Consider the following 19391-nt stretch of genomic DNA (forward strand, 5'->3'; position numbering starts at 1 on the left):
CGGACGGTCTACACAAGGCAAACGATTGGGCGTCGCGTGTCGAACTATCCGCTTTCCTACAAACTGTCGTGGCTGCCGCGTTTTCTCCGGCCTTCGCTCAATGGCGACGCGCGCGGCTTTGCTCCGGCGGCCGCAGCCCTGCTCGAACCACTGCCGGCGCGGACGGTGCGGCTGGCTTTCGTCGGCGATATCTCGGCGGTGGCCAATCGCCGCGCGCCAGACTGCGATCCGGCGATCGCGGCACTGCTTGCCTCGGCCGATCTGGTGGTCGGCAATTGCGAAAGCCCGGTGGTGGAGCGGCCGAGCGCTGTTTGGGGCACCAGGCTCGGCACGCACCACGCGATGAGCGAGCGGTTCCTTGCCGAGGCGCTGGCCGCCGCCGGCATTTCGCGTGAAAAACTGGTGCTGTCGCTGGCCAACAACCATGTGCTCGACCAGGGTATTGCCGGCTTCGACGAGACCGTCGCCGCGCTGGAGCAATTAGGCATCCGCACGATCGGCAGTGCGGCTCCGGTCGAGCGGTTTGCGGTTGGTTCGCTGACCATAGGCCTTGCCGCCTTTACCTTGTGGCGCAATACCGACGAGGCTCAGTTGGCGGGCCGAGTCTCGATGCAAGCCGATCCGACGCAATGGCCGCACGCTGCCGCTTCGGGTGTCGACCTCCTCTGCGCGGTGCCGCATTGGGATTGGGAATTCCGGCATTTTCCACGTGCGAAGACGCGGGCAATGGCGCGACTTCTGGCCGAACATGGCGTCGGCCTGATCGCCGGGCATCATGCCCATGTCGTGCAGCCGATCGAGCGGATCGGCAAGACGCTCGTCGCCTATGGGCTCGGCGATTTCATCGGCACCGCCTTCGCGCGCCAGCCATGGCCCGGCCGCATCGGCGCCATTCTCGTCGTCGACATCAGCGACGATCCCGGCACGCGCGGGGCCATCGCCGCCTACCGGCTGCATGCCTTCATGCGGCTGCGCGCCGGCGATCACGAGCGGCTGATGCCGGTTGAAACGCTGGCGGGAAAATCCAGGCAAATGGTTCTGGCCCGCCTCGATGCGATCTTCGGTGCCGGGCGCTGACAGCTGCGCTGACGCGGTCCACCAAACCGGCTATCATGCCCAACGCGGGCGGGCTTGTGGGGCGGGTGGGTGATGGAAACTGCGGATTTCATGCCGAGCGAAGCGGTGATCGCCGGCCTCAGGAAGGACATCGAGGCCTACGAGGCGCAAAGGGCTTCGGCCTATCGCCGGACGCACTGGCGGGTGCCACTTTTCATCGGATCGGTGGTTGTCTTCGTGGCGCTGGTGGCCTGGCTCTTCAACGGGGTTGCCGACCCCAACGAGCAGTGGTTCTCGACCCCGCATGTGTTCCTCTATATCGGCGGGTTCCTGGCGGCGATCCTGCTCTATCTCCACGCGATCAGGCCGGCGCGCAAATTGCAGCAGACGTTCCGCAACAGTTTGCTGCCGATCGTCTTCGGCTTCATCCAGGACGTGCGCTATCAGCATGGCGTAACGCCGAACTCCTTCGATCGGCTGCCGCGCGAGACGATTGGCGTGTTCAACCGTTCGTATTTCGAGGACGTCGTCTCCGGTCGGTATGAAGGCTTTGCGTTCGAGCTCTATGAGGTGACGCTGCTGGAGAGGAACGGCAAGACCACATCTCAGGCGTTCAAGGGCGTCATTATCGCGTTCGACACCATTGCGCCGTTCCCGGGAATCTTGGTGGCGGCGCGCCGTGCCAATATGGTGGTAGGTTTCTTCCGAGGCATGTTCGGCAGCAAGACGGAACAACTGTCATGCGGCGTACCCGAACTCGACGCCGCCTACGAGTTCCACACCGACAACATCGAAGCGGCGCGGCCGCTGGTGACCGGCCGGCTGGCGCAGGCGCTCGAATGGCTTGGCGAAACATGGCCGAAGGAACCGGCACGCGTCGCGCTCAACGGCAGCGACGGCTTTCTGCTGCTTCCGCAGACGAAGAACTTCTTCGAACTGCCGGACATCTCTGTGCCGCTCGACTATGCCAAGCATGTTGCGCCGATGATCGCCGACATGGCCACGATCCTGGCGACCGCGGCACTGGTCCGCAAGATCGGCGTGAAGGATGTAGAAGCCGGTTGAACTAGAATTCAGCCGTCAGCAATCGAAGCCATAGTTCTGGCGATAATAGTCGGCGTCTTCCTTCGACATTTTTTTGAAGAGAACGCAGACAGTGAAACTTCCCACCCGGCGGCCGTTCTTCATGTAGCCCCAGTCGGAAATATCGTCCCGGCTGAATTCGATCTCCTGGCCTGCCACGACGTTGTGCACGGTCTGCGGCTCGTTGTCCAAGGTTCCTGCAAATCCGGCCGCCGTCCGGTGGAAGGGAAAGACCCAGAAATGTTCAGTGGCGTCCCCGTCCCTGACCACGACTTTCAATTGGAAGTCGGCCGTTCCGGATGGCGGTGCGTCGGCCAATACCAGGAAGTCGTCGAGACTGGCACGCGCCTGCTCGATAGCGGCCGCCATCTCCGGATCGTCGCCAGCTACGCTGACGACCTTGTCGTCGCCTTGACCAGGAGTCTGCGCGTCGGCTGATGCCGGAGCAAACGCAAGCAACAGGGCAAGCGCGATACGGGCTGCAAGCTTCATGATGCGACTGCTTTCGACATTTTCGCCAGACAAACCGGATCATCGTTCGCCGAACGTCTGATTGGCAACTGGTTTTTGTCTCCATCAGGCGCTATTCCTGGGCCAGTGGGGTGGGGTTATGGTCGAAGAACGCAAGGGGTTTCGCCTGTCGCGGCGGCTGCTGCTGGGTACAACCGTGGTCGGCGGCGCGATGCTCTGGGGCGGCACGACCGTGGCGCGGCTGGCGCGCGGTCCGTCGGGGCAGAAGAATTCCGGGCGCATCGCCGACATTGACGGCATCGACCTGGCGCAGAAGCCGCTGGAGGGCCCGCCAGCCTACGATCCGGCGCTGCCATGGCTGACCAAAGGCGGCAACATCAACGATGCCAGCGGCCTGTCGATGACACCGGTCTACGGCGTTATCGAAGTCAGCAAGGAAGACCACATCGCGAGCGCGCTGGCCTTTGCCCGCGCCAATAGCCTGAAGGTCTCGGTCGCGGCGGTGCGCCATTCGATGGGCGGCCACGCCTTCGACGACAACGCGCTGGTCCTCGACATGCGTAAATTCAACAAGGTCAGTATCGACCCGGCTGCAAAGACGATGACCTTGCAGCCGGGCGCGCGCTGGCACGACATCCAGAACCTTTTGCACCCGCGCTTCGCGGTGAAGGCGATGCAGTCGACCGACATCTTTTCGGTCGGCGGATCGCTGTCGGTCAACGCGCATGGCATGGACCACCAGGCCGGCTCGGTCGCCGGTTCGATCCGATCGATGCGGGTGATGCTGGCGGACGGTTCGGTGACGACCTGCTCACCGGCCGAAAATACCGAGCTGTTCCGCCACGTCATCGGCGGCTACGGCCTGTTCGGCGTGGTGCTGGAGGCGACACTCGACATCGTCGACAACGCCGTCTACCGGACCTCGCGCGAGATCATCAAATCGGACGATTTCCCGACGTTCTTCGCCGAGGTTCTGGAGCCAAACAGGGCGATCGGTCTGTTTTATGGGCATCTGTCGACTGCGCCGGGCAATTTCCTCGAGGATATGATCGTCTACCGCTATGATAAGGTCGCCGACCAGCCGCCGGCCGACCAGCCGGCAATCGGTGAACCGGGTTCGGTCGGGCTCAAGCGGGTGATCATCAACCTGGCGAAATGGGGCAGCCTGTTCCAGGAGCTGAAATGGTTCACCGAAAAGACGCTGGAGCCGCAATTCGAGAGCTGCACGGTGGCGCGGACGACGGCAATGGGCGAGGGCGAGGCCTGCCTGGTCACGCGCAACCATCCGATGCACGATTCAGTGCCCTATCTGTTCAACGATCTGCTCGATGAGACCGACATCCTGCACGAGTATTTCATCCCGCGGGCGGCCTATAACCCGTTCATCGCGGAAGCGCGCGAGATCCTGCGCAACCAGACCCTGCCGGTGCTCAACGCGTCGGTACGCATCGTCCACAAGGAGGATGTAGCGCTGAATTATGCGCCGGAGCCGGCCTATTCGCTGGTGCTCTACATCAATCAGCCGACAAACGCTGACGGCAATGCCAGGATGCGGGCGCTGACAAGGGCGCTGATCGACGTGACGATCAAGCATGGCGGGCGTTTTTTCCTGCCCTACCAGCTCCACTACACAGGCAAGGAGCTGCTTGCCTCCTATCCGGAACTGCCGTCCTTCCTGGCGAAGAAGCTGCAATACGATCCGGGCGAGCTGTTTTCGTCGATTTTTTATCGCGCCGTCAAGGCACTGATCGGCGCGGCCTGAAGCGGCGGCTACAGACCGTCAGGCAGCTTCGCCGCCAGCCAGTTCGCCGAACGCCTGGCGATGCCGATCGTTGCCGATGCGGCGCGGCCGAGATCGGTCTTGACCACGGCGTAGCCGGCCTTCGTGCGGTAGAGCACGGCGCGGCCGCCATCGACCGCCGCTTCATAGGCGACCGGCCGGACGGCTTCCGTTTCCGTCGCCGTGGCCTGCGTTCCGACCGCAGCACTGGGCCGATGGCTCAGTTCCGGTGGCAGCGGGTCTGTCGCGGCCGTACTGGCCGTCGTCAATTCAGGCTCGGAAGCGGTCGCAGCGAGCTGCGATGACGAAGACGAGTTCTGTGTCCGGCAGATGCCGGAGACCAGCGGATAGTCGAAATTGCGCTTGTGCAGCATCTGGCTTTTCATCGCCGCTTCGCATTCGGCGATGGTCGACCATTTGGCGGGCGTCTCGCCGATATATTCGCAAAGCCTGGCGTCGCAATCGCAGCCGACGATGGTCATGGCGACAAGGGCGGTCTTGATCACGGTCGTGTCCCTCCGAGTTGCCTGGCACATGTGCGCAAGACAACGTGTCTACGGCATCATCAATCGTTGCGGAACAAGGCGGGATTTGGCCGCGATTGTGGAATGAGCGTGACGGAGCATCACGCAACGTCCTGCCGAGGCCGGCTGTGACCGAAAGGCCTCAGTAATCGTAGACATGCTCGAGCCTGGCGCCCGCCGTCATCAGCGCCGGCAGCACGATGTGCAGCTTGCGCACGGCGACGGTCAGGCCGGTGCGGCGCGTCGAAGGTTGCGCCGGAAGCGGGTAGCTGAACAAGGTGCGTGCGCCTTCGGGAACATTGATCTCGTCATTGGAAAGCATGGTGACCATGATCTCGTCATTGCCGCCGATCTCGACGAAGGAGACGCCCTTGGCGATCAGGCGCGGGATCATGTCGGTGAACACCTGATAGCGTCTGGTGACGAAGATCGCGCTGTCGGCGCCGAGATCGCGCTCCAGCAAGGTGTCGGGTTCGTTGCGCGTCACCTCGCCGACCGGACCCTTGGCCCAGACATGAATATCGAGCAAGGCGGGATCGGTGGTGGCGGCGAGCGCCGACTTGATCAGATCGGCATAGCCCTGCTTGACCGTGTCGGCGAGGCCGAAGGCGAGCTTGCGTTCGCTGGTGCGGACGGCGCTGTCGTCCGCTGCCGGCTGGACGGCAAACAGGCCGGCACGCTTTTCGGCATAGGGAAACTGGTACCACGGCACCTGATCGAGAAAACCGGCGTAGTCGGCCGCCACCTTGGCCTGGTAGATGTCGACGGCGGTGCGCTTGCCGGCTGTCGCTTCGGTGACGCGGCCGATCGTATTTTCATAGGCCCACTGGATGGCGTGCTCGATCGTGTGGCTGGTGCCGATGATCACCAGCATCTGGTGGTTGTCGAGGTTGAACTTGTAGGTAGAACTGGCGCGGATGACCATCGCATAGTCCTGCCAGAAGCGGCCGATATAGGAGAGATAGGGAAAACCGCTCGGCTGGTTCTTGTCGACGAAGCCGGCATATTCGCGGGCGGCGTAGACGATGGCCCATTCCGGATAGGTAAGAAAGGTCGATTCCTCCGGCCGCTGGTAGCCGGGGATCTCGGCACGGATCTTGTCGGCCAGCGCCTTTGGCGGGGCACCCTCGGCGACGCCCGGCAATGGCGTTGTGTCCAGCGACGGCGTCGTGAGAAAGCCGTAGGCCAGCCCGGCGATCGGGATCAACACGACAATGACGACGAGCCAGAGGATCGCCTTGATGATGCGCTTCAGCCAGCGGAACAGGAACATGGCCGGTCAGGCCGTGGCGAAATGGTCGTACACACGTTTCGACAGCCAGAACCCGACGTAGACGGCGAAGCCGCCGATGACGATGTGCGGCAGGTTGGCGAAGAAGCGGGCCGGGAATTCGATGTCGTTCAGGGAGCGGAAGCCGTTGATGAAGATGCCGCCATCGAGGCAGCCGGAACCGGTGACCAGGCCGAGCACGCCGTCGAACAGATAGACCGAGCCGAACAGCTTGAAATAGAACACCGCCTGGCGGTGCGAGATGAAGGCGGCGGCCAGCGCCCAGACGCCGGAGAAGGCGTGCAGCAAATCGTCGTACCATTGCAGCGAGAACAGGCCGAACAGATTGCCGCCGGCGTCGTTGAAAGCCGGCACATAGCCGATGGCAACAACGCCGAAGAACAGGAAAGCATAGGCAACAGCAAGCTTCTGGATGAGCGTCATGAAATGTCCCCCTGCCGTCAGCCCCTTTAAACGGCCCCCGACGACAAATGGATAGTAGCTGATTTTGGCGCAGCGTGAAGCGTCGCCGGCAAAATCGTCAGGCGGGGCCACAAAGACAGTCGGCGCCGGGATTTCTCCCAGCGCCTCCCTGTCAGATCAGGACACGGTCGCGGCAGCAACTCCCGAAAGATGTCGCGCCATGCCGGCCTTGATTTTGACGGTCCTGCCAGTCGCCACCCGAGGGCAGCGTCCGTTCCGGACCACGCCGGTCTCCACTCTTGCGAGCTTTGCCCAGCGCGCCATCGAAGGTTTTTGCCGTCCTTCATGGCAGCATCGGTCCGCCGTCGGCGTTCGCACGCTTTCCGCGGCCCCGTAGGTCTCGGCGTCCATCCCTCCAACAAGCAAGCCTGTTCTCGTTCAGGGCCGTACGGGCCTCAGGAAATCCGCCGTTCCGCTTTGCCTTTCGGCGTGGCGATCGGTAGCCGCCTGAGATGGGTTTTAACGTACGTCGGATAAGCGTTTGGCGGAACTGCCGCATGCCTGTGGATAGCGGGATTATCGGGGACTGACCCTGCCAAAATAGCGACTTTCCGATCTCTGCCGCCGCCGGTCGGGATTTGCCGCCTCGATGCCGAAGCCGCATTGTCGGGTAATCGACCCTTGCCCCGCAGGCCGGCGCGGGCTTCAATGCCGGCAAATGATTGGAAGGCGTGTTCGATGGCCTTGGGGAGGCAGGCTTGAAGGTCGCGGTGGTTCTCAATCCGATCGCCGGCGGCGGCAGGCTCAAGCGGCATTGGCCCGAGGTTGCGGCTTCGCTGAAAAGACATTTCGGTGATTTCGAGCTGCGTGAAACGCAGGCCGAGGGGGATGCCGAACGGCTGGCGCTCGACCTTGCCGCCATCGGCTTCGAGCTGGTGATCGCGGCCGGCGGCGACGGCACCGCCAGCGAAGTCGCCGACGGGCTGCTGAAGGCTTTCCGGGAAAGCGGCCGGACGGCCGAACTCGGGCTGCTGCCTTGCGGCACCGGCATCGACTTTGCCCGCGGGCTCGGCCTGTCGAACAATGTCGATCTGACGCTGAAGCGGATTGCCGAGGCCAAGCCGCGCAAGGTCGATGCCGGCTGCATCAGCTATGTCGACGACCATGGCGCACTGGCCAGCCGCCATTTCATCAACATCGCCAGCCTCGGGCTTTCCGGCGCTACCGACCGTGCCGTCAACGCCGACAGGCGCAAGGGCAAGGTTTCGGCCAAGGCACTGTTCTACTGGCGCACGGTCTGGGAATTCCTCCGCTACCGCTTCCAGGAGGTTGCGATCACCATCGACGACGGTGCCCCGGTTGAGGCGCGCATGGCATTGGTGGCGGTGGCCAACGGCAAATTCTTCGGCGGCGGCATGATGATCGCGCCCGACGCCGAGCTTAACGACGGCGAGTTCGACATCGTCATCCTGCGCGCCGCCGGCAAGCTGAAGCTGATCTGGGACATCCGCCTGCTCTATGGCGGGCGGCACCGCAACCATCCTGCGATCACCATCCTGCGCGGCAAGAAAGTGGTTGTCGAGCCGCTCGGCGATCTGCAAAAGAACGCCGCGCTGATCGACATAGACGGCGAATCGCCGGGTCGCATACCAGCGACTTTCGAGATCCTGCCCGGCGCATTGACGCTGAGATATTGAATCAAGCTGTTAAGTCTTTGATTCAGTTGACTGCGGCTCTGGTTCCGGCGATCTCTCCAATCGACTGAAATCGATTGATAATCCGGCCAATATCAACTTGCGAGTTTAGCCGGGAAACCGGGTGCGCGCAGGTCGGTGCCGACGGCATCCTCGAGCAGTTTCACGATCATCGTCGACCAGGCGCTGCCGCCATAGGCCTGCTTGCCTTGCCTGAAGATTGCGTCGACGCGCGAGGCAAGCTCGAGCGGAACGCCGAATTTTTCACCCATGCCGAGGGCGAAGCCGAGATCCTTCAACGCCAGGTCCATGGTGAAGCCGATGTCGTAGGAGCCGTTCAGCACCAGCTGGCTTTCGGTCTCATGGACGAAGCTGTTGCCGGAGGAGGCGACGATGGCGTGATAGGACTGGGCAAGGTCGAGCCCGCCCTTTTTGGCCAGCATCAGCGCTTCGCCGGCGGCGACCAGATGGATGAAGGCCAGCATGTTGGTGATGACCTTGATCACCGCCGCCGAGCCGACCGGACCCATCAGGAACGAGCGCGCGCACATCGCCTCGACGGCAGGGCGGTGGCGCGCATAAAGCGCTGTGTCGCCGCCGACCAGCGCGGTGATCTGTCCGACGGCTGCCAGATGCACGCCGCCGGTGACCGGGCATTCGAGCGTCTCGACGCCTCTTGCCGAGGCGAGGGATGCAAGGCGCAAGATCTCGTCTTGGCCATTGGTCGACATCTCGATCCAACTGCCGCCTGCGGGCAGGCCTTCGAGCAATCCGCCGGGGCCGGCCAGCACCGCCTCGCTGACTTTTGGCGAGGGCAGGCAGGTGATGGCATTGCCGGCGCGGCCAGCGGCATCAGCCGGGCTGTTGGCGGCATCGGCACCAAGCATCACCAGCCGCTCGACGGCCGCCTGGTCGAGGTCGAATACGGTGACGGCAAAGCCGTTGTGGATCAGGTTGGCGGCGAACTGGCCGCCGAGATGGCCAAGACCGACGAAGGCATAGCTCTGACGCGCGCTCACGGCATCAACGGCGTCTGCAGCATCTGCAAATGCAGGTCCTTGCCGGTCCAGGGATGCGCCTCGCAGACGGCTTCGTCGAGTTCGACACCGAGGCCTGGCTCCTTCGACGGGATGACGTTGCCGTCCAGCCATTCGATCTTCTTCTTGAGCAGCTTCGCGTGAAAACCGTCCCACTGTTTCAGCGATTCCAGAATGAGGAAATTGGGCAGCGTCACCGCAAGCTGGATGTTGGCGGCGCCGACGATCGGTCCGCAGTAGCAGTGCGGCGCGACCTGGATGTGGTAGGCTTCGGCCATGGCGGCGATCTTTTTGGTTTCGAGAATGCCGCCGGAGCGGCCAAGGTCGGGCTGAAGAATGGTCGCCGCACGGTTCTCGATGACGCGGGCGAACTCAAATTTGGTTGTTAGCCGCTCGCCGGTGGCAATCGGGATCGAGGTCGCGCGGGCGACCTGCGCCATCACCTCGGGCATGTCGGGCGGCACCGGCTCCTCGAACCACAGCGGATCATAGGGCTCGATGGCGCGGGCGAGGCGCAGCGCGCCCGATGCGGTGAACTGGCCGTGCGTACCGAACAGGATGTCGGCCCTGGTGCCGACCGCCTCGCGGATCGCCTTGACCATGCGGGCGGAGAGGTCGATGTCGACGAGGCGCGGCTGGTGGCCGTCGAAGGCGGTGTAGGGGCCGGCTGGGTCAAGCTTGACCGCATTGAAACCCTGCTCGACATATTCGAGCGCGCAGGCGGCGGCCAGATCTGGGTCGTTGTAGACGTTCTTGCCGCGGGCGTCCTCCGAATGGACGCTGCCGCTGTGCGGGTAGAGGTAGGTATAGGAACGCAGCGTTTCGTGTACCTGGCCGCCAAGCAGCTTGTAGACCGGCTTGCCGGCCTCCTTGCCGATAATGTCCCAGCAGGCGATTTCCAGCGCCGAGAAACAGCCCATGCCCGACACGTCGGGCCTCTGGGTGAAGCCGGATGAATAGGCGCGGCGGAAGAAGGTCTCGATATCGTGCGGGTCGCGGCCGATCAGATAACGCTCGGCCATGTCCTCGACCATTTTCGCCGTGACATGGGCCGAGAAGGTGGCGTTGTAGGCCTCGCCATAGCCGACGACGCCGCCATCGGTAGTGAGCTTGACGAAGATGAAATACTTGCCGCCGATGCCGGGCGGCGGATTGCCGACCACCCAGGTCTTGACGTCGGTGATTTTCATTTCTGATCCTCCAGAACCAGTTCGGCGCCCTTCCATCCGGTCATGATCGCGGCGGCGTTGGTGTTGCCGGTTATGTTGTCGGGAAAGATCGAGGCATCGATGACGCGCAACGCCTGGATGCCGTGTACCTTGAGGCGCGGATCGACGACGGCGTGCGCCGCGTCCGGCCCCATGCGGCAGGTCGAGACCGGGTGATAGACGGTGCCCGAGCGCTTCCTGAAATCCTGAATGAGATCCGCGTCGGAGGTGATCGAGGGACCGGGCAAAACCTCTTCCTCGATGATCTCGGCCATCGCCGGCATCGAGGCGATCTTCCTGACGAATTTCACCGCCGCCAGCATTTCAGCGACGTCCGCCTCGGTCGAAAAGGCATTGGCGACGATTTTGGGATAATCGCGCGGATTGGCGGAACGGATCATGATTTCGCCGCGGCTCGACGGACGGCAATTGGACAGCCCGATGGAAAAGCCCGGCCATGGATCGGGCGTCAGGATCGGGCGTTCGCCGCTCTTCGGAATGACGGTTGAAAACGCCTGGAAATAGAGCTGCATGTTGGGCCGTGCCGTGGCCGGATCGGTGCGAAAGAAGCCGCCGGCATTGTTCATCGACAGCGACAGCGGGCCTGAGCGCAAAAACACGTATTGCATGCCGACCAGCAGCTTGCCCCACCACGGGCGCAGGATCTGGTTGAGCGTCGGCAGCCTGCCCTTGAACGTGTAGTTGATGCCGACATGGTCCTGCAGGTTTGCCCCGACATTCTCGTTGGCGTGAACGACGGGAATGCCGAGCGCGCCAAGAAGCGCCGACGGGCCGACACCGGAAAGCTGGAGAAGTTGAGGCGAATTGACCGAACCGCCCGACAGGATGATCTCGCGGCCGGCGCGGGCGGTTTTCGTCGCGCCATTCTGGAGATATTCGATGCCGACGGCGCGTTTGCCCTCGAACAGGATTTTTGTCGCTAGGGCGTTGATCTCGACGCGGACGTTTTTGCGCTTCATCGCCGGGCGCAGGAAGGCGCGCGCCGCCGACATGCGGCGGCCGTTCCTGGTGGTGATCTGGTAGACGCCGGCGCCTTCCTGCGAGGCGCCGTTGAAATCCGGGTTGAGCGGCAGGCCGGCTTGGTTGGCGGCGGCGAGATAGCGCTTGGTGAGCGGATGGACGGAGGTCGAGCAGTCGGTGACATGCAGCGGCCCGCCGACGCCGCGCCATTGGTCGGCGCCGGCCTGATTATCCTCCAGCGCCTTGAAGGCGGGCAGCAGGTCATCGAAGCCCCAGCCGGGATTGCCGGCCGCTGCCCAAGCGTCGAAATCCTCACGCGCGCCCCTGATCCAGACCATGGCGTTGATCGAACTCGAGCCGCCGAGCAGCTTGCCGCGCGGCCAGTGGTCGGCATTGCCGGCCAGGCCGGGATCCGGCTCGGCCTTGTAGTTCCAGTTGACCGCCGGGTCGAAGAAGGTCTTGCCGTAGCCGAGCGGCATCTGCACGTAGAAGCGACGGTCGCTGCCGCCGGCCTCGAGCACCAGCACCGAGAAGCGGCCGGAAGCCGACAATCTTTCGGCCAGGACCGAGCCGGCCGAACCGGAGCCGACGATGATGAAATCATAGGTCTGCATGGTGGATACGGCTGGCTCCGGAATTCAGCTCTAGCCTAGACTTGAGCGCGGCGCGGCGTCGCCGGGTCTTCCGGCATCCGATGTGAAAAAAGCGACTGGCAACTTCGTTTGAATTTCGACTTTCAGCGCCAAGAAGATTGATGAAGACCTAACTTGCCCACGCATCGAGTTGATTGAGGACAGCAATGGCTGGATAGGATTTCCGGTTGGGATAAGCACGCCTGTAATAGGCATTCCAATAGCTTGTGGCCTTGCTGCGCATTGCACGCATTACGTCTCGGTTCTGTCGGACAAAACTGGCATAGGCTGAAGCGTCCAGATCAGGTACTGCGGCGTAGATGTCTTCGGCGATTTCGACGACATATTCGCCCAACAGCAGAACGACGAAGGCGATGCTCCAACTTTCGTTCAGCGACAGGATCACCTTGGCTGATTTCTGCCGCAAAAAGCCATCTGTCGATCGTGTCAGCAGGCAATGCGACGGAAATGAAAAGCCAAGGTGATGCTCTCGCACGCTTGGCAGAAAATGTAACCGATAAGGAATATAGATGACCGCTCCATCAGAAATGAGATGTCGGGACGTCGTTCGGTAAGTGTCGTCGACAAAGGGCGTCAGCTCCTCCTCTGCCATGGTGGTCAACATGCTGAATGGGAAAGCTGACTTCGCAGCGCCCGAGAACGGCTTGCGTCGTGTGAACCAATCCACGTTGTGCCTCTGACCAAAAGTTGAAAACGATCCGGCTTCATTTCGAAGTGCCTGAGCTTCCTCGCAAGCGATCCAAGCATTACAGGCGATGATCGGCAATCTGCTTGAAATCATAGCGCATGATCGGGCGGGCCGGCGTTCTGCGAGCGACGACCCTGAACCCGGCGCGCGCGAAGGTGGAGGCATATCCGCTGCCGGAAGCACTCGGCGATACGTCGGCCTCGAAAGGATAGGCTTCGAGTGCCGGAGCATTTGCGCGCCTTGCGACTTCCAGTGCTTCCGCAATCAGCTGGAATGTTACGCCCCGCCTGCGGTATCGTTTTCGCACGTAGAGGCAGGACAGGGACCAGACCGGCCTGTCGTCCACGCGCTTGAGCTGCCATAGCCGATCGAGCCAGGGCAGGGCATCTCGCAGCGTCACCCGGCACCAGCCGACAGCCGTATCGCCGTCGAAAGCGAGCAAACCCGGAGGCGGACCATGCTGGACGGCCTGCCGGAACGCTGCCTTGTTTTCCTCGCCGGGCCGCTTTCGATAAGAACTGCCGATCCGTCCGTACATACACCAACAGCGACTGCAGACGGCGCTGTCACCGAACAGGTCCTCGAGCGCCGGCCACAGATCGGGCGTTAATGGGCGAAAGCCAAGTTCCATGTCAGCCGTCATCCGCTATTGATATTGCCCAGTCTAGCCTGCACTGCGCGCTAGCGCATCATAGGTTGCGGTCCATGCGGGGATGTTCAAACCGGGGTTTCACTCAGCGTCCCTGTCGTGCTCCATCTCAGCGCAGAAAACCAAGCACGGCCTCCATGAACTCGGTGGGGTACTCGACATTCGACAAGTGGACCGCGGGCAGGACAACCAGTTTCGCGCCGGGCACCATCGCCGCGATCAACTCGCTATGGCTGGCGGCTGTCACAGTGTCGTGCCGGCCGGCGATCACCAACGTTGGCCTGGAAATCAGCGCTACGGTTCGGCGAAGGTCCGCATCGCGAACCGCCGCGAACAGACCAGCCAAGCCTTGCCGGTCGATGGCCAGCAGCATGGCGCGAAATTCTTCGATGACGGGCTCGTTGGCCGCCAGCATACGCGCAGGAAACCAGTTGCCCAGGAACATCTCGGCGGTTTCGGACATATCCGGCGCCTGCAGCACGGCGGCAATCCGCTCGTCAAACTGCTTTGCCGGTCCGAGGTAGGATGAGGTGTTGCTCAGGATCAAGCGCTCGATCCGCTCGGGCGCGTGGATGCCGAGCCACTGCCCGACGAAGCCGCCCAACGACAGACCGAGGAAGTGTACGCGTTCAATGCCCAGGGTGTCGAGCAACTCGATCACGTCGCGGCCAAGCCGGTCGAGCGAATAAGCGCCGGCCGGAACGCTCGACCCTCCGTGGCCGCGAAAATCATAGCGCAGAACACGGAAATGGTTCGACAGCTCGCCGACCTGCATGTCCCACATCCGCAGCGTGGTGGCGATGGAATTCGACAGCATCAGCACGGGTTTCCCGGCGTCGCCGTCGATGCGGTAGGCGATGCGTGTGCCATCGCCGACGGTCACGAAATCCAGCTCATTCATGGGTGAATACACCTTCCTTCTTGGAGCGTTGAATGTGGCAAAGCCTAGCTGCGGCACGCTTTTGAAGATATTACAAACATAGGACTATCTCTGTAATAGAAGCCGACATGGCCGAATTCACCCTGCACGACCTGCAATGCTTCGATGCCGTGGTCCGCTGCGGCGGCTTTCAGCCTGCGGCGGCCATGCTGCATCGTTCGCACCCGGCTGTGTTCGCAGCCGTTGCAAAGCTGGAGCGGCAACTCGACCTCGTTCTTTTGGATCGCAGCGGCTATCGCGTGCGCCCCACCGAGGCAGGGCTGTCGTTCCATCGCAGGGCACAATCGCTGCTGCGCGAGCTCGAGGGCTTGCGGCTTCATGCTGCTCAGCTGTCAATGGGCGAAGAAAGCGAGATCCATGTGGTGATCGGCGACCTTTGCCCGCGCCCCGCAGGCATTGGGCATGCTCGGACGGTTCTTCGCCCAGTGTCCGGGCACACGCCTGCACCTGCATTTCGAGGCGGTGGGCGGCCCGTGGGAGCGCCTCTTCGATGACGAAGCCGATTTGATCCTGCACTGGATCGACAAGAGCGATCCGCGGGTGGAATGGATCGATCTGTGCAAGGTGCCCTTCGTCCCAGTAGTGGCGTCGGGCTTTCTACCGGAGCGGATCAAGCACCCCATCACGCCGGATCAGATGCACGCGTTCACCCAATGTGTCATGCGCGACACGGCCCGCCATTCACCGCAACAAGACTACTTCATGATCGAGGGTGCGCCGCAATGCATGGTGGCCGACCAGGGGATGAAGAAGGAAATCATCCTGCAGGGCCTCGCGTGGGGCCACATGCCCCGCTTCCTGATCGAGGAAGAGCTGCGCGACGGACGCCTGCAATCCGTTGCCGGCCGTCATCTGCCAGGCCGCACCGAGGAGTTGGTGGTGGCGCGCCGCCGCGACCGGCCGCACGGGCCGATCTCGAACCGTCTGTGGGATCATATCGAGCAAGAGGCGCCGACGTTGCGTCGAGCGCTCGAACGTCGGACACCTGTCCAGTAGGCGGCCAAGCCGGGGCTCAGCGAGGCCGTTCGGAGGCCAACCACCTGCTGCTCTTCACTGACGTAATCCACGCCTCCGCGCTGCAATTTGCGCATCCGGAATGGGCAATCGCCTTCGACGTGGACCAGAAGGCCGCAATCGTCACACGCAAGAAGGTGCTCGACATGGTGTCGGCGGATGGCCTGCTCGTCGCAGGCATGCACCTGCGCTTTCCAGGCATCGGTCATGTTATCCGCGAGGGCAACGCCTATGCCTACGTCCCGCTTCGCACAGCATCTTTTCAACACTGTCGACCGATAGCCGAACTTCAGGCCGCGACCTGTCCAGTGGCGCGTTGACCTGTCCGTGCCATGACGATACGGGATCGGGACAATCGGCTTCGAGAGGATTGGCCAAATGGTGCATTACGCGGACGGGCGGCCGATCGGCGATCTGACGCTCAGGACGCTGGCCATGCCTTCCGACGCCAATGCGGCAGGCGACATTTTTGGCGGCTGGGTGATGGCGCAGATGGATCTCGCCTGCGGCATCCGCGCCGCCGAGCGCGCCAAGGGCCGCGTGGTGACGGCGGCGGTGAAGGAAATGTCCTTCGCCAAGCCGATGAAGATCGGCGACACGCTGTGCATCTATACGCATGTCGAACGCGTCGGCCGCACCTCGATGACGCTCAAGGTCGAGGCCTGGGCGCAGCGCTATCTCTCCGACCTGATGGAGAAGGTCACCCATGCCGACTTCGTCATGGTGGCGCTGGACGGCGAAGGCAAGCCGAAGGCGGTTCCGGCCGAAGGCTGACCCGGCCTGATTCCAGAAGACGGATTTAAACAGCCGTCTCTCCCGCGCGGGGGATGCGGACAGCGATCCCGCGGGGTCTTTGGCTAACGGGTTCCCGCATGCGCGCCTGCAGCGCGACCGACGGGATCTTGGGAGGAAACACAATGCGTCAACACATGCTGAACGCTGCCCTGGCGAGTGGCTTTGCAGCCTTGCTCTGCCTGTCGTCCGCAAGCGCTTTTGCCGAGGTCAAAAAAGGCGATCCAGGCGCCACCTGCACGTCGGAAAACCGCACCATCAACGGGCAGGCGGCCAAGTGCGAGATCTGCTCGGCGACGAAATGCGACACCAGCGGCACGACGGTGAGCAATTGCCGCAAGGAGACGACCACGACCTGCACGATTGGCGGCAGGGTGGTCAGTCCCAACCCGAAACGGAACCGGATCGAGAAGCTGCCGAAGACCAAGATGCAGTTACAGCAGTAGCGCTCATCCGGAGGCTCCCGGGCAGGTTCAAACCCTTGCAGCACAAGGGTTCAGCTGTGCATGGCGTCGAACTTCTCGCGCGCCGCCTTGACGCGCTCGGTGTTCTTGCGTGCCCATTCGCCGAGCGCATCGACCGGCACCAGCAGTTCGTAGCCAAGATCGGTCAATTCGTAGTCGACCCGCGGCGGGATGGTCGGGAACACGGTGCGCGTAACGAAGCCGTCGCGCTCGAGCCCGCGCAAGGTCGTGGTCAGCATCTTTTGCGAAATGCCGCCGACCGCGCTGCGCAACTCGTTGAAACGCAGCGGCCCGTTGCCAAGCTTGCCGACTACGAGCACCGTCCATTTGTCGCCGACGCGCTGCAGGATTTCCGAGATGGCGCGGCAGTCCTCGGTGCGGTGCGGGTGCCTTGGTAACAAAAAAGTGCCTCCTTGCACATTGAACGGCCAGTTACTCATATAGCTCAGGTATCTAAACGATACCAGTATTCCCGTAAGGAGAGCCCCCTCTATGTCAAAACCCAAAATCGCCATCATCATTGGTTCAACCCGCGCGGCCCGCTTTGCCGACGTCCCGACCCAATGGATTGCCAAGATAGCCAAGTCGCACGCCGACATCGACGTCGAAGTCGTCGACCTGCGCGATTTCCCGCTGCCGTTCTTCGATGAGGTCGCATCCTCCGCCTGGGTGCCGTCGCAGAACGAAGTGGCGCAGCGCTGGCAAAAGAAGGTCGCCGGATTCGACGGCTTCATCTTCACCGCCGCCGAATACAATCATGGCCCGACGGCCGTGCTGAAGAACGCCATCGACTACGCCGCCAACGAGTGGAACAAGAAGCCGGCCGGCTTCGTCGGCTATGGCAGCGTCGGTGGCGCGCGCGCGGTCGAGCAGCTGAGGCTGCATGCGGTCGAGTTGCAGATGGCGCCGGTGAAGTCCGCCGTACACATCGCCTGGGCCGATTTCCTTGCCGTCAAGCAAGGCGACAAGAAGCTCGATGAGTTCGAGCACCTCAACCAGGCGGCAACCGCGCTGGTCAACGACATTGCATGGTGGGCCAGGGTGCTGAAGACGGCGCGTCAGGCCGATGCCGTCGCCGAGGAAGTCAAGGCGGCCTGAGCACAGGTTCGAGCAGTCCTCCCAAGGATTAATTCTCCCAAGCATTGGGGCGGCGCATGCGCCGCCCTTTTTGTTCATACGGCATGGGCGTCCTGCGCTTGCCGTGGTCTGATGATGCAATCGGCAAGGCGGTCCATCTCATTCAGCTCGTCGGCGTGATGCTGGCCCCACTGGCAAAGTGCCAGCAGGATCGGCTCGAGGCTGAGGCCGAGCCGCGTCGCCGAATATTCGACGCGCGAAGGTATCTCGGCAAAGATCTCGCGGCGGACGAGGCCGTGCTCTTCCATTTCGCGAAGTTGCTGGATCAGCACTTTCTGGGTGATATCGGGCATCAGCGCCTGCAGCGCCGACAGCCGCCGGGGGCCGTCGAAGAGATGGTACAGGATGACCGCCTTCCAGCGGCCCGAAATCACTTTCAGCGCGCGCTCCGCCGGCAGCGTCGGCAGTCTCTTGATCAGCTTGGCCATGGTCACCTCCCGGTCAGCAGCGGACAAATCGGTGTGTAGTCGAAGCCAGGCAGATAGTGGCAAACAGCGGCCGATGCCAACAGCGATCGGTGCATGCGATGAGAGCCATTCAACTGAGCCGCTTCGGCGGGCCCGACGTTCTCGACATAGTCGCGGTGCCGAAGCCTGAGCCGCAAGCCGGCGAAGTCTTGGTCCGCGTTCATGCGGCCGGGGTGAATTTCTTCGAAGTGCTGATGCGCGCGGATCGCTATGCGGTGACGCCGCAACTGCCGATGATCCCTGGCGTCGAGGCCGCCGGGATCGTGGAGGCGCTTGGCCAGGGGGCGGACGCTTCCTTGCTCGGCACGCGCGTCGCCGCGCCGTTGTTCGCCTCGAGCCGCCCGTTTGGCGGCTATGCCGAGTATGTGACGATCGACGCAAGCCTGACCGTGCCCTTGCCGGATTCGCTCTCGTTCGAAAACGCGACGGCATTGATGGTGCAAGGACTGACGGCATTGTATCTATCGCGGCAAAGCCCGCCGGCCGGCAGATCGGTGCTGGTCGCCGCTGCCGCGGGCGGCGTCGGTTCGTTGCTCGTCCAGCTTGCCAAGCGCGCCGGCGCGAGCCGTGTCATCGCGGCAGCCGGCAGCAAGGCCAAGCTCGACGTTGCTTTGTCGCTGGGAGCCGATGCTGCCGTCGACTACAGCAACACGGATTGGCCGGTGCACGTCCGGGCAGCCACAGACGGCGCCGGCGTCGACATCATCTACGACATTGTCGGCGGCCCGCTGACGGCGGTTGCGCTGGAGGCTCTGGCACCTCGCGGAGAGTTGGTGTTTGCAGCACTTGGCAGATACGCGCTCGGCGCCCCGGAGATGGAGGCGATGATCGGCCGCAACCAGTCGCTGAAGGGTTTTGCCCTGCTGCCGTTGCTGTCTACGGACGGGCTCCGTGACGGCCTTTTGGAGCTTTTCGGTCTGGCCGCTGGTGGTCAGCTTGTGGTGACCAAAGGTGGCCGCTTCCCGCTCGACCAGGCCAGCCAGGCGCATCGCCTGCTGGAGGAGCGCAGCGCGACCGGCAAGGTCGTCTTGATACCTTAGTAGGTGCTCCGCAAGGATCC

21 protein-coding genes and 1 pseudogene are annotated in these 19391 nt (G+C 62.8%); 10 read left to right on the plus strand and 12 right to left on the minus strand.

The features are described from left to right. Positions 1-36 precede the first annotated feature (36 nt). Together NKH93_RS02600 and NKH93_RS02605 are read left to right on the plus strand one after the other, a co-directional pair. Positions 37-1077 carry a CapA family protein gene (locus NKH93_RS02600; protein WP_352921141.1) on the plus strand — a complete coding sequence of 347 codons (1041 nt, stop codon included), beginning with the start codon at positions 37-39 and terminating at the stop codon, positions 1075-1077. A 72-nt stretch (positions 1078-1149) separates the two neighbouring features. Beyond that, a complete protein-coding gene (locus NKH93_RS02605; protein ID WP_352921143.1) occupies positions 1150-2121 on the plus strand; it encodes a DUF3137 domain-containing protein in 972 nt (323 codons plus the stop codon). A 15-nt stretch (positions 2122-2136) separates the two neighbouring features. On the opposite strand, the gene NKH93_RS02610 is transcribed toward NKH93_RS02605, so the two are convergent. Beyond that, positions 2137-2631, minus strand: coding sequence for a YegJ family protein (locus tag NKH93_RS02610; protein ID WP_352469768.1), 495 nt, complete (start codon positions 2629-2631; stop codon positions 2137-2139). 118 nt (positions 2632-2749) lie between these two features. Between NKH93_RS02610 and NKH93_RS02615 the strand changes: the two genes are divergently transcribed. Next, entirely contained in the window at positions 2750-4372 is a 1623-nt protein-coding gene (locus NKH93_RS02615) for an FAD-binding oxidoreductase (RefSeq protein WP_352921145.1), read from the plus strand. A gap of 8 nt (positions 4373-4380) precedes the next feature. On the opposite strand, the gene NKH93_RS02620 is transcribed toward NKH93_RS02615, so the two are convergent. The 3 genes from NKH93_RS02620 to NKH93_RS02630 form a co-directional block, all read right to left on the minus strand. Next, positions 4381-4896: a hypothetical protein gene (locus tag NKH93_RS02620; protein WP_352921147.1), complete on the minus strand. Its 516-nt coding sequence runs from the start codon at positions 4894-4896 to the stop codon at positions 4381-4383. A 160-nt stretch (positions 4897-5056) separates the two neighbouring features. Next, positions 5057-6187 (minus strand): hypothetical protein, encoded by a 1131-nt coding sequence (locus NKH93_RS02625; RefSeq protein WP_352921149.1) that lies wholly within the window; start codon positions 6185-6187, stop codon positions 5057-5059. Between the two features lie 6 nt (positions 6188-6193). Further along, on the minus strand, positions 6194-6628 hold the full coding sequence (locus NKH93_RS02630) for a DUF4383 domain-containing protein (RefSeq protein ID WP_023719157.1): 435 nt from the start codon (positions 6626-6628) through the stop codon (positions 6194-6196). A 737-nt stretch (positions 6629-7365) separates the two neighbouring features. Here NKH93_RS02630 and NKH93_RS02635 point away from each other — a divergent pair. Continuing rightward, positions 7366-8304 carry a diacylglycerol/lipid kinase family protein gene (locus NKH93_RS02635; protein ID WP_352683501.1) on the plus strand — a complete coding sequence of 313 codons (939 nt, stop codon included), beginning with the start codon at positions 7366-7368 and terminating at the stop codon, positions 8302-8304. Between the two features lie 92 nt (positions 8305-8396). On the opposite strand, the gene NKH93_RS02640 is transcribed toward NKH93_RS02635, so the two are convergent. The 6 genes from NKH93_RS02640 to NKH93_RS02665 form a co-directional block, all read right to left on the minus strand. Further along, the gene (locus tag NKH93_RS02640) at positions 8397-9320 is read right to left on the minus strand and encodes an NAD(P)-dependent oxidoreductase (RefSeq protein ID WP_352921151.1); all 924 of its coding nucleotides are present in this window, start codon (positions 9318-9320) and stop codon (positions 8397-8399) included. Next, positions 9317-10528, minus strand: a complete 1212-nt coding sequence (locus tag NKH93_RS02645) for a mandelate racemase/muconate lactonizing enzyme family protein (protein WP_352816082.1) — start codon at positions 10526-10528, stop codon at positions 9317-9319. Before NKH93_RS02645 ends, NKH93_RS02640 begins: the two co-directional genes overlap by 4 nt. Next, positions 10525-12141 carry a GMC family oxidoreductase gene (locus NKH93_RS02650; protein WP_352921154.1) on the minus strand — a complete coding sequence of 539 codons (1617 nt, stop codon included), beginning with the start codon at positions 12139-12141 and terminating at the stop codon, positions 10525-10527. The genes NKH93_RS02645 and NKH93_RS02650 overlap by 4 nt, the downstream gene beginning before the upstream one ends. A 148-nt stretch (positions 12142-12289) precedes the next feature. Then, complete coding sequence (locus NKH93_RS02655; RefSeq protein WP_352683509.1) at positions 12290-12946, minus strand: hypothetical protein; 657 nt, start codon at positions 12944-12946, stop codon at positions 12290-12292. After that, positions 12927-13499, minus strand: coding sequence for a GNAT family N-acetyltransferase (locus NKH93_RS02660; RefSeq protein WP_198023584.1), 573 nt, complete (start codon positions 13497-13499; stop codon positions 12927-12929). Before NKH93_RS02660 ends, NKH93_RS02655 begins: the two co-directional genes overlap by 20 nt. Positions 13500-13626: 127 nt before the next feature. After that, entirely contained in the window at positions 13627-14418 is a 792-nt protein-coding gene (locus NKH93_RS02665) for an alpha/beta fold hydrolase (RefSeq protein ID WP_023678383.1), read from the minus strand. 107 nt (positions 14419-14525) lie between these two features. Here NKH93_RS02665 and NKH93_RS02670 point away from each other — a divergent pair. From NKH93_RS02670 to NKH93_RS02685, 4 genes and pseudogenes are all read left to right on the plus strand, one after another. Then, positions 14526-15453 (plus strand): annotated as a pseudogene (locus NKH93_RS02670) (LysR family transcriptional regulator). Between the two features lie 119 nt (positions 15454-15572). Further along, positions 15573-15791, plus strand: coding sequence for a hypothetical protein (locus NKH93_RS02675; RefSeq protein ID WP_352921158.1), 219 nt, complete (start codon positions 15573-15575; stop codon positions 15789-15791). A gap of 58 nt (positions 15792-15849) precedes the next feature. Next, complete coding sequence (locus NKH93_RS02680; protein WP_023678380.1) at positions 15850-16245, plus strand: acyl-CoA thioesterase; 396 nt, start codon at positions 15850-15852, stop codon at positions 16243-16245. Between the two features lie 143 nt (positions 16246-16388). After that, positions 16389-16709: a hypothetical protein gene (locus tag NKH93_RS02685; RefSeq protein ID WP_352921160.1), complete on the plus strand. Its 321-nt coding sequence runs from the start codon at positions 16389-16391 to the stop codon at positions 16707-16709. Between the two features lie 50 nt (positions 16710-16759). Here NKH93_RS02685 and NKH93_RS02690 read toward each other — a convergent pair whose 3' ends face one another. Then, positions 16760-17128 carry a winged helix-turn-helix transcriptional regulator gene (locus NKH93_RS02690; protein WP_023678378.1) on the minus strand — a complete coding sequence of 123 codons (369 nt, stop codon included), beginning with the start codon at positions 17126-17128 and terminating at the stop codon, positions 16760-16762. A gap of 91 nt (positions 17129-17219) precedes the next feature. On the opposite strand from NKH93_RS02690, the gene NKH93_RS02695 reads away from it, so the two are divergent. Further along, positions 17220-17825 carry an NADPH-dependent FMN reductase gene (locus tag NKH93_RS02695; RefSeq protein ID WP_023678377.1) on the plus strand — a complete coding sequence of 202 codons (606 nt, stop codon included), beginning with the start codon at positions 17220-17222 and terminating at the stop codon, positions 17823-17825. A 74-nt stretch (positions 17826-17899) separates the two neighbouring features. Here the strand turns inward: NKH93_RS02695 and NKH93_RS02700 are convergent, their stop codons facing one another. Further along, positions 17900-18292 (minus strand): winged helix-turn-helix transcriptional regulator, encoded by a 393-nt coding sequence (locus tag NKH93_RS02700; protein ID WP_023678376.1) that lies wholly within the window; start codon positions 18290-18292, stop codon positions 17900-17902. 98 nt (positions 18293-18390) lie between these two features. Between NKH93_RS02700 and NKH93_RS02705 the strand changes: the two genes are divergently transcribed. Then, positions 18391-19371, plus strand: a complete 981-nt coding sequence (locus NKH93_RS02705) for a quinone oxidoreductase family protein (RefSeq protein ID WP_352969000.1) — start codon at positions 18391-18393, stop codon at positions 19369-19371. Positions 19372-19391: the final 20 nt, after the last annotated feature.

Source organism: Mesorhizobium sp. M0954 (assembly GCF_040319155.1).
Lineage (GTDB): Bacteria > Pseudomonadota > Alphaproteobacteria > Rhizobiales > Rhizobiaceae > Mesorhizobium.